The 12,430-nt window shown below is 63.6% G+C and carries 14 protein-coding genes; 7 read left to right on the top strand and 7 right to left on the bottom strand.

Features of this window, described 5'->3' with window-relative positions:
* The first annotated feature begins 2 nt into the window (after window positions 1–2).
* Together JF52_RS0111620 and JF52_RS0111625 are read left to right on the top strand one after the other, a co-directional pair.
* Complete coding sequence (locus JF52_RS0111620) at window positions 3–1,388, top strand: aminotransferase class III-fold pyridoxal phosphate-dependent enzyme (protein ID WP_052166997.1); 1,386 nt, start codon at window positions 3–5, stop codon at window positions 1,386–1,388.
* A gap of 21 nt (window positions 1,389–1,409) precedes the next feature.
* Window positions 1,410–2,111, top strand: a complete 702-nt coding sequence (locus JF52_RS0111625) for a winged helix-turn-helix transcriptional regulator (RefSeq protein WP_084595818.1) — start codon at window positions 1,410–1,412, stop codon at window positions 2,109–2,111.
* A gap of 47 nt (window positions 2,112–2,158) precedes the next feature.
* On the opposite strand, the gene ppsA is transcribed toward JF52_RS0111625, so the two are convergent.
* Together ppsA and JF52_RS0111635 are read right to left on the bottom strand one after the other, a co-directional pair.
* Window positions 2,159–4,543, bottom strand: coding sequence for a phosphoenolpyruvate synthase (gene ppsA, locus JF52_RS0111630; RefSeq protein WP_033106744.1), 2,385 nt, complete (start codon window positions 4,541–4,543; stop codon window positions 2,159–2,161).
* A gap of 22 nt (window positions 4,544–4,565) precedes the next feature.
* The gene (locus JF52_RS0111635) at window positions 4,566–5,384 is read right to left on the bottom strand and encodes a pyruvate, water dikinase regulatory protein (RefSeq protein ID WP_033106745.1); all 819 of its coding nucleotides are present in this window, start codon (window positions 5,382–5,384) and stop codon (window positions 4,566–4,568) included.
* 199 nt (window positions 5,385–5,583) lie between these two features.
* Between JF52_RS0111635 and JF52_RS0111640 the strand changes: the two genes are divergently transcribed.
* Window positions 5,584–6,009 (top strand): PAS domain-containing protein, encoded by a 426-nt coding sequence (locus JF52_RS0111640; RefSeq protein ID WP_033106746.1) that lies wholly within the window; start codon window positions 5,584–5,586, stop codon window positions 6,007–6,009.
* Window positions 6,010–6,027: 18 nt separating this feature from the next.
* Window positions 6,028–6,801, top strand: a complete 774-nt coding sequence (locus tag JF52_RS0111645; RefSeq protein ID WP_033106747.1) for an MBL fold metallo-hydrolase — start codon at window positions 6,028–6,030, stop codon at window positions 6,799–6,801.
* 56 nt (window positions 6,802–6,857) lie between these two features.
* Here the strand turns inward: JF52_RS0111645 and JF52_RS0111650 are convergent, their stop codons facing one another.
* From JF52_RS0111650 to JF52_RS17310, 4 genes are all read right to left on the bottom strand, one after another.
* On the bottom strand, window positions 6,858–8,264 hold the full coding sequence (locus JF52_RS0111650) for an MFS transporter (protein ID WP_160175058.1): 1,407 nt from the start codon (window positions 8,262–8,264) through the stop codon (window positions 6,858–6,860).
* Window positions 8,265–8,328: 64 nt separating this feature from the next.
* The gene (locus JF52_RS0111655; RefSeq protein WP_052167000.1) at window positions 8,329–8,628 is read right to left on the bottom strand and encodes a metal-sensitive transcriptional regulator; all 300 of its coding nucleotides are present in this window, start codon (window positions 8,626–8,628) and stop codon (window positions 8,329–8,331) included.
* Window positions 8,629–8,753: 125 nt separating this feature from the next.
* On the bottom strand, window positions 8,754–9,545 hold the full coding sequence (locus tag JF52_RS0111660) for a hypothetical protein (protein WP_052167001.1): 792 nt from the start codon (window positions 9,543–9,545) through the stop codon (window positions 8,754–8,756).
* A 117-nt stretch (window positions 9,546–9,662) separates the two neighbouring features.
* Entirely contained in the window at window positions 9,663–9,872 is a 210-nt protein-coding gene (locus tag JF52_RS17310; protein ID WP_033106748.1) for a heavy-metal-associated domain-containing protein, read from the bottom strand.
* A 224-nt stretch (window positions 9,873–10,096) separates the two neighbouring features.
* Here JF52_RS17310 and JF52_RS0111670 point away from each other — a divergent pair, with 224 nt between their 5' ends.
* From JF52_RS0111670 to JF52_RS17485, 3 genes are all read left to right on the top strand, one after another.
* On the top strand, window positions 10,097–10,288 hold the full coding sequence (locus tag JF52_RS0111670) for a hypothetical protein (protein WP_033106749.1): 192 nt from the start codon (window positions 10,097–10,099) through the stop codon (window positions 10,286–10,288).
* Window positions 10,289–10,463: 175 nt separating this feature from the next.
* Window positions 10,464–10,778, top strand: a complete 315-nt coding sequence (locus JF52_RS0111675; RefSeq protein WP_033106750.1) for a hypothetical protein — start codon at window positions 10,464–10,466, stop codon at window positions 10,776–10,778.
* 219 nt (window positions 10,779–10,997) lie between these two features.
* A complete protein-coding gene (locus JF52_RS17485) occupies window positions 10,998–11,141 on the top strand; it encodes a hypothetical protein (RefSeq protein WP_160175059.1) in 144 nt (47 codons plus the stop codon).
* Window positions 11,142–11,388: 247 nt separating this feature from the next.
* Here the strand turns inward: JF52_RS17485 and JF52_RS0111680 are convergent, their stop codons facing one another.
* Entirely contained in the window at window positions 11,389–12,420 is a 1,032-nt protein-coding gene (locus tag JF52_RS0111680; RefSeq protein WP_152594888.1) for a hypothetical protein, read from the bottom strand.
* Between the last annotated feature and the right edge of the window lie 10 nt (window positions 12,421–12,430).

The raw sequence follows: 12,430 nt of genomic DNA on the forward strand, positions 1-12,430 counted from the left end.
AGATGCCAGCCGACCTGCGCGCGACCGAAGTCCAAGACGCTCCTCACCTCTGGCGACATTTCGCAGACATGGCGGGTCCTGCACCGCAGGTGTTCGTTGAAGGCGAAGGAAGCTACCTCATCGATGATTCCGGCAACAGGTACCTGGATGCCCTCTCGAACCTGTACTGCGTCAACCTTGGATACTCGTATGGTGCGGAGATGGGGCGAGCGGCGTTCTCGCAGTATTGCCAGTTGGGCTACCACTCGTCGTGGGGCTCCACTCACCCGAAAGCGCTGGAACTTGCTGAGCGGCTGTCGACGTTAGCGCCAGCGGGTCTGGACCATGTGTTTCTCACGCCCAGCGGCGGAGAATCGGTGGAAGCCGCGTGGAAACTTTGCCGCGCGTTCGCGCTGGCGAACGGCGAGGACCGGTGGAAGGTCATCTCCCGGCAGTCCGCGTATCACGGTACGACGTTGGGTGCGCTCGCGTTGAACGGACTCGACCATCTGCGGGAACAGTTCGCACCGATGCTGATTCCGAGCATTCGAACGTCGAACACCAGGCGGCTGTTCGATACCGGCGTGGACTCTGTCGATGACGGCGTGCGCGAGTTGCTCGACGAGCTCGAACAGCAGATCATCGCGAACGATCCGTCCACGATTGCGGCGTTGATCGTTGAGCCAGTGCAGAACCACGGCGGCATGCTCACGGCCCCACCGAGCTACTTCGCCGGTCTGCGGAGGCTGTGCGATGCCTACGGTCTGCTGCTCGTGGCGGATGAGACGATCACCGCTTTCGGTCGCTGCGGTGAATGGTTCGCCAGCGCGAGATTCGGTCTCGCCCCGGACATCATCGTGACAGCAAAGGGGCTTTCCTCAGCGCACGCTGTCATGGGGGCGGTGATCGCCTCAGATCGGGTGTTCGCTCCCTTCCTGCGTCCGGGCTCGTCTTTCCTCCACGGGAACACCTTCGGCGGTCATCCAGTGATGGCGGCCGTCGCCCTCAAGAACCTCGAAATCATGGAGCGGATAGACCTCCCAGGCCAGGTCAAGGCACGGCAGACCGCTCTGGAGAAGGGACTGCGTTCGTTGTTGAGTCTCGACGTGGTTCACGATGTGAGAGGCGCCGGGTACTTGTGGGCCATCGAACTTGTTTCGGCGTCATCGGACGCTCCGCACGGAAGGCACATCTGGGGTCCGCTCGACCTGGAGAAGAGGCTGCATCAGTTGGGCGTGCTTACTCGGGTAGCTTTCGACGACGACATCGCCATCATCAACGTTGCCCCGCCGCTCGTGGCGGAGCAGACTGAATTCGACATCATCGTCGATGCCTTGCGTTCTGTTCTCCGCGCCGTAAGCGCGCAAGCCCAGGAACGGCGCGACCAAGCGGTCTCCACCACGATGTAGGGGTGTACCCGAAGGAGGATCATGCCTGAAACCAATAGTGCGCTGCCGCGATTGACCGGGGCTCGCGATGGCTGGGTGCCTCCGACGGACTACTGCCCCGTCTCCATCGGTGCCCGCCTGATCGCTGACCGTTGGACGCTCCTCATCGTCCGCGAGATGCTTGTAGGGGCGACGCGATTCAATGCCATCCACCGGGAACTGCCCACGATGTCCCGCACTTTGTTCGCGACGCGACTGCGCTACCTCGTACGAATCGGTGTCGCGGAGCACTCATCGGACACCGGCGAATACCGTCTCACGGCGGCTGGCCTTGCCCTCCGCCCGGTTCTCGAAGCGTTGGGTGCGTGGACCCTCGACTGGAGGGTCTCGCCGTCGACGAACGCTGACCTCAACGTCGGCGCAATTCTGTGGCAGATGCACCTCGGACTGCAGCGAGACCTTCTTCCCAGCGGAGGTATCGTCCTCGCCTTCCGGTTCCCCGACCAGAATCCGGGCGAGGCGTGGATGTACGCCGACGATCAAGGATCCGGTGCCTGCATCGGAACGCCCGAGAGGGAGCCCGACCTGACGGTCATCGTCCACCTGCGCGTGCTCAATGAGCTCTGGTGGGGCAAACGACAGTGCGCGGTGGCTATCGCTGAAGGCGACGTCGGGTTTCGTGGTGCGGAGACGCTGGCCCGCGCGTACCCCACGTGGTTCCGGCCGCAGAGCCTCACGGCGTGACCTCGTGGTGGACGCCAGCTGTGCCGGCGTCCACCACGACATCAGATTCAGGCGGGGATCCGCTGCGAGTCGGACATTTTCAACCAGGTTTGCACCACCGTGTCCGGGTTGAGGGACATTGAGTCGACCCCCTGCTCCACCAGCCACTGGGCGAGCTCGGGGTGATCGCTGGGGCCCTGCCCGCACACTCCGACGTACTTGCCGCGAGCCTTGCATGCCGTGATCGCGAGCGAGAGCATCTTCAGCACGGCGGGGTCGCGCTCATCGAAGGATGCAGCGACAATGCCGCTGTCTCGGTCCAGCCCCAACGTCAGCTGTGTCATGTCGTTGGATCCGATGGAGAAGCCGTCGAAGAACTCGAGGAAGTCGTCGGCGAGTACAGCGTTCGAAGGCAGCTCGCACATCATCATGACCTTCAGGTCGTTCTCGCCCCGACGGAGACCATTGCTTGCGAGTAGGTCGGTGACAGCGGCCGCTTCATCGAGTGTCCGCACGAACGGCACCATCACCTGCACGTTTCGCAGACCCATCTCGTCACGAACGAACCGCAGCGCTTCGCATTCCATTGCGAAGCAGTCGCGGAAGTCGTCGGAGATGTACCGGGACGCCCCGCGGTACCCCAGCATGGGGTTCTCCTCCTTCGGTTCGTAGAGTTCACCGCCAAGGAGGTTGGCGTATTCGTTGGACTTGAAGTCCGACAGTCGCACGATCACGGGTTCCGGGGCGAAGGCCGCGGCGATGGTAGCAACACCCTCAGCGACCCGCCGGATGAAGAACTCCCTCGTGGAGGGGTAGGCCGCAATGCGTTCGTCGATCTCCTGCCGGAGAGCAGAAGGGAGGTTCTGGTGATCCAACAACGCCTTCGGATGAATGCCGATTTGACGGTTGATGATGAACTCCAACCGGGCAAGTCCCACACCATGGTGCGGCAGGCGCGAGAACGTGAAGGCCTGGTCAGGGGTGCCGACGTTCATCATGATGCGAGTCGGGGGCGGCGGCATGTGATCGAGTTCTGTCACCTCCTCGCCGAAGTCGAGGATGCCGGCGTATACGAAACCGGTGTCGCCTTCCGCGCAGCTGACCGTCACATCCGTGCCGTCACTGAGCACGGCTGTGGCGTCTCCTGTCCCGACAACGGCGGGGATTCCGAGCTCGCGCGCGATGATGGCGGCGTGGCATGTGCGGCCACCACGATTTGTCACGATGGCCGCAGCTCGCTTCATAATGGGCTCCCAGTCAGGATCGGTCATGTCCGCGACGAGGACATCTCCGGCCTGGAAGCCCTGCATGTCGTCCACGCTGTCGAGCACACGCGTCGTTCCAGCACCAATCCTCTGGCCGATGGCGCGACCCTCGGTGAGAACGTCACCAGATCCCTGGAGCGTGAAGCGGGTGAGGACGTTAGCTGTGGCACGCGACACCACAGTCTCCGGTCGTGCTTGCAGGATGTAAAGGCGAGCGTCGATGCCGTCTTTCGCCCATTCGATGTCCATCGGGCGCCCGTAGTGCTCCTCGATGGTCAGGGCGAGACGCGCGAGCTCTTCGACCTCGGCGTCAGTGATCGAGAACTCACGTCGCGCCCACTCCGGAACCGGGACGAACGCCGTGCTCTTACCGGCATCGACCCGGTCGGTGTAACGCATCGCCGTAGCCTTCTCGCCGACGGAGCGTCGCAGGATCGCTGGGCGTCCTTCACGCAGCACCGGTTTCGACACGAAGAACTCGTCCGGGTTCACGGCCCCTTGGACGACTGCCTCACCCAGGCCGTAGGAGCTGGTGATGAAAACGGCCTCGTCGAAACCCGACTCGGTATCGACAGTGAACATCACCCCGGATGCCCCGAGGTCAGAGCGGACCATACGTTGCACGCCTGCAGAGATGGCCACGTCCGCGCTGTCGAATCCGTGGTGCGCCCGGTAGGCAATGGCCCGGTCGTTGTACAGGGAAGCGAACACTGCCCGGATCGCATCGAGGATGTTGTCGATTCCGCCGACATTCAGGTACGTCTCCTGTTGTCCAGCGAATGACGCGTCGGGGAGGTCCTCCGCGGTCGCGCTGGACCGGACAGCCCAGGTCACCGATCTCGGTTCGGGGTCGGAGGCGACGAGTTCTTCGTACGCTCCACGGATGTCGCTCTCGAGCTTCTGGGGGAGCGGGTGGGCAAGGACGAGACGGCGGATGTCCGCCCCGGTTCGCGCGAGCTCCGTGACGTCGTCGACGTCGGTTCGTGCGATGACATCCGCGATGGTGGCCCCGAGCGATCCGTGAGCGATGAACTCCCGGTAGGCGTCAGCGGTTGTGGCGAAACCGCGGGGCACCCGAACTCCCAGATCGGTGAGGTGCGACACCATCTCGCCTAGTGAGGCGTTCTTCCCTCCCACTCGGCCCAGGTCGGACATCCCGACCTGATGGAACCACAGAACATTGGTCATGCTTGTCTCCTTTGACGGGCTGCTATCGCAGGTTGAGGGTTTGGATCACAACGGCGGACATCTCCTCGACGCTCTTCGTCGACGAGTTGAGAAAAGGGATGCCCGCGCTGCGGTAGAGGTGCTCCGCTCTGCGGAGCTCTGTGGTGCACTGGGTGAGGCTGGCGTAGTGAGACTCCGGTCGACGCTCATGCCGGACCTGACTCAACCGTTGAGGTGTGGTGGTGAGGCCGAAGCACTTCGATGCGTATGGGCGGATCTGGGGCGGCAACTCGTCACCGGGCAGGTCGTCGTCGGTCAGCGGATAGTTGGCGACGTGCACCCCGTGCTGCAGTGCTAGGTATATGGAGGTGGGGGTTTTCCCGCACCGGCTCGGCGCGATGATGATGACGTCCGCCCGGTCCAGCCGTCGGAAGCTCTGACCGTCATCGTGCTCGATGGTGTATTCGATGGCTTTGATCCGAGTGAAGTACCGGTCGGTGTCGGCAAGGGAGTGATACCGTCCTGATTCCGGAGATGCCGACGCCCCGAGCGTTGCTTCGATGCTGGTCAGATGCCCGCGGAGCAGATCAATGAGAACTGCGGGAACGTTCGCGAGGGCCAGACCGATCTCAGGATTCTTCGCGGTCACGAAGACGATGGGCGGCGGGCCCGACGCGGCGGCGGCTTCTACGAGTTCAACAACGGCTGCGGCTTCCCGCAGGGTCTCCACGAACGACACCGTCCTTCGGGTGAAGGCGAAGCCTGGGAAGTTCGACAACAGGGCGTTTCCCAGTGTCTCCGCGGTGATCCCGGTGCTGTCGGACACGAAGAACACCGCTCTGGGAGCGGGGGACTCGAGCATGGGATCACCTCGCCACCACCGTCGCTGAACGGCAATCCGCGGGTATGTGCGCCGGGCACGCGTTCGTGATCCGCCTTGTGCATCGCGGCCATCTACGTCGCGTGGTACGAAATCTGCACTGGAGGCGGTGACGCGTTCCGTATTGACTTTTCGACACCGCCACACCGATGTGGCCCATGCCATGACAGAAAGGCACAGAATGACAACGTCCGTCCAGCCGCCTGACTTCGAGCGTCTGTTCAACGCCATCAACGCCCAGTACATCGCCGTCGACCCCGACTTACGGGTGGTCGCGGCGACCGACTCATTCCTCGCCGCGACGTTGAAGGAGCGCGCGAGCTCCATCGGGAAGCACATTCTCGATGTCTTCCCCGACAACCCGGACGACCCGACCGCGAACGGTACGGAGGTGCTCCGTGGCTCTCTCGAGGAGGTTCTGCACACCGGTCAGTCGCTGGTGCTCGAACCGCAAAGGTACGACATGAAGCGCTCGGACGGCTCCTATGAGGAGCGGTACTGGCAGCCCCACAACGAGCCGGTACTTGATGAAGAAGGAAACGTCATCTACGTCCTCCACGGTGCGGAGGATGTCACCGCCCAGACCTTGTCCGCACGCAACAGCTGACCCTTCGAGGAGCATCACATGTCCACTTCAGTCACTCTTGTCGGCGGGCCTACCGCCGTTCTCAGCATCGGTGGAGTTCGAATCATCACCGACCCGACGTTCGATGCACCGCAGACGTATCACCACCCCATCGCCGGACCGGTTGTCAAGAACGCCGCTCCCGCCTTCACGCCAGAGGAGCTCGGCCAGATCGACATCGCGCTGGCATCTCACGAGCACATCGACAACCTCGATGTCAGCGGCCGCGGATTTCTCACGATGGTGCCGCTCGCGTACACGACGGAGGAGGTTGCGTCGAACTTCGGGCCGAACGTTGTCGGCTTGGCGGAGCATGAGGCGCGCACCGTGCCGCTCCCGGACGGTGGGGAGCTGACCATTACCGCCCTGCCGGCCAAGCACGGCCCGGAGGGAGTGTGGGAGGCGCTCGGCCCGGTCATCGGTTTCCATCTTGCCGGCCCTGGACTTCCGTCCGTGTACGTCAGCGGTGACAACTCGCAGATGGATGTCGTGAGCGACATCGTCGACCAGTACGGGCCCGTGGACATCGCTGTGCTGTTCGTTGGCGGAGCAAAGTTCGACGTCATCGCCGACGGGAGCTACATCACACTCAGCAACGAGCTGGCGTTGGAGGCGGCTCAGCGGCTTCAGGCGAAGAAGGTAGTGGCCATCCACGAGGATTCCTGGGCTCACTTCAGCCAGAGTGCGGCGGAGATCCGTGAGCTGTTCGAGCATGCCGGATTGGGTGACGTGATCGTGGCTCTGAATCCCGGCGACACCGCGGAACTCGTCTAGTTCGACCCCTTGTGGTGCCCGGCGGTTTCCTCACTCGGCCGGGCACCTCTTCTTCGTTACTGGTGCGCCTGCGGGCGTGGAGTGCGCACACCGACGGCAACGATGATGGCCCCGACGAGCATGAGCGCTGCGGCGATGCCGAACGCTGTTCCATAGCCGGCGGCTATCGCCGTGCGCGTGTCGCCGTGCGTGTCCATAGCGCTTGCTGCCGCGGATACTGCGGTGAAGATCGCGAGTCCGAGCGCCGCTCCGATCTGCTGTGCACTATTTACAAGAGATGACCCGATGCCGGCGGTGCGGACAGGGAGGTCACGAACGGCGGTGAGTGTGAGAACCACGAACGCGCCACCGAGACCGAGAGCGGCGAGGAAGAGCGCGATGGCGATGTGGGGGAAGTAGGTCGTCTCCGGGGTAATCGTGGCCAACCAGAACAGACCGCCCGCAGCGATGACGAGCCCGGTGGCCGCGATAAGGCGGGCGGGAAGCCGCTCGACGACGAGCTTTCCACCGATCACGCTGGCGATGATGACACCGAAGCTGAACGGCAAGAACGCCAGCCCAGTCATCATCTGGTCCATCCCAGCGACGTTCTGGAAGTACAGGGTCAGTAGGTAGAAGGTTCCCATGAGGCCCGCGCCGATGAACAGCACGACAAGGTAGGAGGCGCTTCGACTGAGGTCGTGGAAGACGGTGAGCGGCAGCATCGGCTCCGTACGCGTGCGCTGCATGATGACGAACACGAGGAGGAGGACGATGCCGACGGTCCCGGAGATGAGCACGAGCGGCGCAGCCCAGCCCAGTTCGCTCGCCTGAGTGATCGCGAAGACCAGCGCGATCAGGCCAACGGTTCCGACGATGGCGCTGGGAAGATCGAGCCTTTGACGGTGGGGCTGAGTGGTGCCAAGCATCCGGGTCCCGAGTAGGAGCGCGACCCCCACTGGAATGTTGATGAGGAATACTGACCTCCATCCGAGCGTGGATGCGAGGAGCCCGCCGAGGAGAACACCGCCGATGATCCCCAGGCCCGACATCGCGCCGTACACGGCGAGTGCTTTGTTGCGCGCGGGGCCTTCCTCGAATGTAGTGGCGATGAGGGCGAGCAGGTTCGGGGCGGCCAATGCCGCGCCCAGACCTTGGACTGCGCGGGCGGCGATGAGTGCTTCCCCGCTCCAGCTGAGCCCGGCGACCGCGGATGCGGCGGTGAAGACGGCCAGACCGATGACGAGGACCCGACGGCGACCGAGAACGTCACCGAGTTTCCCTCCGAGTAGCAGCAGCCCGCCGAAAAGGAGGACGTATGCGTTGATGACCCATGGGAGGGCGGCCGGTGCGAGGGCGAATTCATCCGCGATGGCGGGAAGGGCTATGTTCGCGATGGTGTCGTCGAGGACGAGCATCAGCTGGGCGGTCGCTATGACCGGTAGGGCAGCGGGGTGTGGGCGGGATGTAGGGGCGTGTGTCATTTCAGCGCCAGAGGGGTCGAGTGAGGGAGTCGCGTGGCGTGCGGTGGGTGAGCGGTGAAGGTATTTAGGAGCGGACGAGGCGGGCGATGGCGTCGGATGCTTCCTTGAGCTTGATGTCAGCTTCCGGTCCGCCTGCGCGTGCGGCATCGACGACGCAGTGCTTGAGGTGGTCGTCGAGGAGGCCGACTGCCACGGACTGGAGCGCCTTCGTGAGCGCGCTGATCTGCGTGAGGATGTCGATGCAGTATTCCTCCTCGTCCACCATCCGGGAGATGCCGCGGGCTTGCCCTTCTATGCGCTTGAGCCGGTTGAGGTATCGCATCTTGTCCGAGATGTACCCGTGGGTCGAATGTTCGTCGGTCATGGTGGTTGTCCTTATCGGAGGTGGCGTTGCTATTGCGCGGACGCGCACTTCATCCCGCCGATCTCGACGCCGTCACTGCGGGGGCAGCGGGGGTGTCCAGTCATCTGCCTGTTCCTGTCTGCGGGTCAGTGGTCGGGGGAGTCTGTCGCCGTCTCCCCGGTGGGTGTCTGGGCGTCGAGGACGAACTCGACCGTGTGCACCTGTCCGTCGATCTGGAAGTCGAGGTACAACAGGTAGCGCCCAGCCGTCGGCGCCTGCGCCATGAAGGTGATCTCCGGGCCTGAGCGCTCGCCGGGCCTCGGATCCCCGGCATGAGGGTGCACGTGCAGGTAGGCCAGGTCGCCGCCGCGCAACGCGACGAGGTGCCCGAACGCACCCAGGTAGAGCTCCAACTCGGTGACCGGGTCCGCTCCCCGGGAAACCGAGACGGTGAGTTCTGTCATCTGCCCTGCGACGAGATCGCCGGCAATGGAGGCGGAGTAGTCGCCGGTGCTGTCCACACGGGTGGGTGGCCGGCTTGCCGGCGAGTACTCCCCGGCAACGTCGACGGTGCGAGTGAGGGTCATGCCCACGGACTCCTCGCGACCGGGAGCGAAATCGGCGTAGACGCGGTAGCTTCCCGCCTTCTTCCAGGTCCACGGCAGCGACCAGATCCCGGTCGTCTCGTTCAAGCTCGGGTGCACGTGATGGAACTGGTCGCCGTCGCTGCGGACGACGATCAGGTGCAGATCCTTGTCGTGGGACTCGCTGAACTCCGTTAGCGGGGCGCTGTCCGCGTCGAGGATCTGGAAACTCAGCGTCCCCTGCTCGCCGACCACCGATGGTGCCGTGATCGGCGCGAGGACGAACCCGCCCCCGGAGACGGACAGCCCGGGGAGGCCTATATCGTGGGACGAGGTGTCGGAGTCGTGGTTCATCGTTTCCCCTTCATTCCAGGATTCGGTCAGCGCGTCCGGGGCGACCGCAGCCGACAGGGCGTACGCACCGACGAATGCCGAGCGGCGAGGCCGAGCCCAGCCGGACTGTGGTCGTCATCAGACGCGAACGGCGGAGTAGCCTGCCTCGCTGACCGCAGCGACGACGCCGGCGTCGGAAAGCTCGGCACCGGAGGTAACGAGCAGCTGGCCGGTCTGGGCGCTCACGGCCAGATCTGAGACGCCGACGACCTTACTGACTTCTTCGCGGACGGACATCTCGCAGCGTCCGCAGCTCATTCCAGTGACGTGAAACTCGGTGGTTGTCATGCTCTCTCCTCTATACCCCGGGTGGGTATCCAAAAGAAGCCTAACATGGTACCCCTAGGGGGTATTCCGCATCGACGATTCCAAGGCATTTAGGAGGCCGGAGTTCAGTGCGCCGTTAGGCTGCAGCCGCCATTCCGAGGACTGCCTGGATCGCGCTGAAGCGACAGCGCCGACGCATCCGGGGTGCGCATGGATCCGTCGCCACTGCGGCAGCATGCGGTTGGGTGGCGGACGCCATCGAACGTGGTGAAGCTGACGGCAGCATCCCAAGCGCGGCGCCCACCCGTCTGCTCGTCGAATCGGCGGCAGCGCTCCTCGACGGCATGCAGCAGCAGTGGATGCTTGAGCCTGACCGCATCTCGATGGTGAATAACGTCCGAGCGCATGTCGAGACGTTCAAGCAAAGCTGGGCGTAATGGCTCCGGGCGAGCCTCTTGACGCCCGGTGGCTTTCGTGGACCCTGAGACGGGGACGTCTTTGCTGAGCTATAGAGTCACAGGGTGTTCGACGGTGTTGAGCATGACGTCGGTTATAGAACATAGATTCGAGTATTGGTAGAGTGGGAGGTCGGTCGGAGAGAGGAGCGCCGGCATGGGTACAAGCAAGCGACTCGCTCCCTACTACGACATGCAGGCACAACACCGGGCGATACTCGCAGCGGCAAAAGCAGGCCCGCCGCAGTCGCTGACTGACCTCGAGCTTGCCCTGCGTGAGCACCCGCTCACGATCTACCCGCAGCCGCTGAAGCCGGTCATCGCCTGGGTGAGGTTCGGCCCCGAAGCTGTGCGTGTCGATGCCAAGCTCGCCAGGTCGACACCGCTGGCTGCAGGGATCGAGTTCCGTGCCGGCGACCAGATGTTCCGATGCTGGGTGTGGGGCAGTGCCGTGCAGGCGCGCGACCAATAGCCCCTCACGCCGCACCTCAGGGTGAATGGGCTGAATCTGCCAAGGAAACCAAGCTCCAGCCAAGGTCACCTTGGCTGGAGCTTCCCATACTCTCGACTGGGATCGGAGGCCTCTGCCAAGGTTGCCAAGTAGTAGATAGTGTTCATGAGAGAAAAAAGTAAGTAAGTAGCAAATAGGGGAACTTCTCTCCCGAAACCCCCTATATAGGACACCCCGCACTTGGCAACCTTGGCAGGTGTCTCTTTTTATTCACTTGAACTGGGGTTTTTCCAGATTTTGACCTTGGCAACCACCTTGGCAGGTCTTGGCGGCAAAGAATTTCATGCGATCTGCGGGGAACACGCCGATTCCGCCGCAGGGTGATGAGTGAGAAAAGGCCGCAGAGAGCACATCCCCGGTTGAGTAGTCCACGGACTGCCGAGCGTGCTGCGGCTGAAGCAGGGAGGGCGAGTCCTCCGCGCCGGGGCCTGTGCTCAACAGATGACAACTCCACAGTGAACCGCTAGGAGCTCCACGACCACGCGTCGTGTTTGGCTTCTAGGAGCACGTCGCTGAGCTGCCCCTCCCGCAGCCGTTCGATGTTGCTCGGTTTGTCGACACCGTCAAGCGGTCAAGCCGCAGTCGTCGGTACTGTGCTTTCATCCAGCCGCACGACGCACGTGATCACCGAGTTCCCGACACGGTCGCCGACGGCCAGGAAAACGGGAGCGGGCAGGATGTCACCGTCGTGGACAGGTAGGAGCATGCTGTCCTCGACAATCCATGCCGCGTCCGGCCCCGCAACAACGTACGTGCCCCTATCGTCGACGCGGTCGACGAGGATGCCGGCGAGGATGCGAACGATAGGCGTGGTCAGCGTCCAGCTGGCCCGCGTGTGGACGTAGAGGTGGTCGCCGAGCGTTACCTGCTCGACGCCCCGTCGGGAGTCTGGGTGCTGTATCGCTTCTCCGACGCTGTCGGCCGTGATGACCACGCTGGTGGGCACGGCGGCGACGAGTGCACTGTGCCAGCTCCCCGACTCGGCCGGGACCGCATGCGAGCGTGAGGTGATCTTTGACCAATATCCAGCTGCGGAGATGGCGTGCATGGACCCGGACGCGGTAACGAACAGCGTGACAGCCTCCAGCTCGGCCGGGATCTGTCCGGGGGCGTCGGCGCGGCCGCGCCGACCCGGGGTGAGTACGAACCCGCGTGGGACCTCGAACGCGAGTACAGACTCATCATCGGCGTATCGACCGAGCACGGCCCGTATGTCCGGCATGCGGGCGCTCGCGCCGCCCGGTTGCAACCGGTTGAACGAGGTCATCTCCTCGCGGGCGAAGACGAACCCGCCTGCCACGACCAAACCCGCGTGGAGCGGGTCGTACTCGTGCACCCGCAGTCGAACACACCACAAGATCCGCTCACCGTCAGCGGTATTCTCCGACCTGAGAATGCCGCCCCAGAACGCGATCTCATCAAGCACTTCTTCGTTGTCAATAGGTCGAACCGGGTCCCCCTGCAACGTGTCGAGTGAGAGCATCGCCGGTTGCCACCCCGGCTGCCCCACCGGAGTGATGGTGAAAGGCGCTTGGATCACCAGACCGGCTGCGACATCCACGACGAACAAGCCGCCCACGGTACGAATCCCGTACAGCGCCATCACCACCGCT

Origin of the sequence: Microbacterium profundi (assembly GCF_000763375.1) — a bacterium.
Classification (GTDB): Bacteria; Actinomycetota; Actinomycetes; order Actinomycetales; family Microbacteriaceae; genus Microbacterium; species Microbacterium profundi.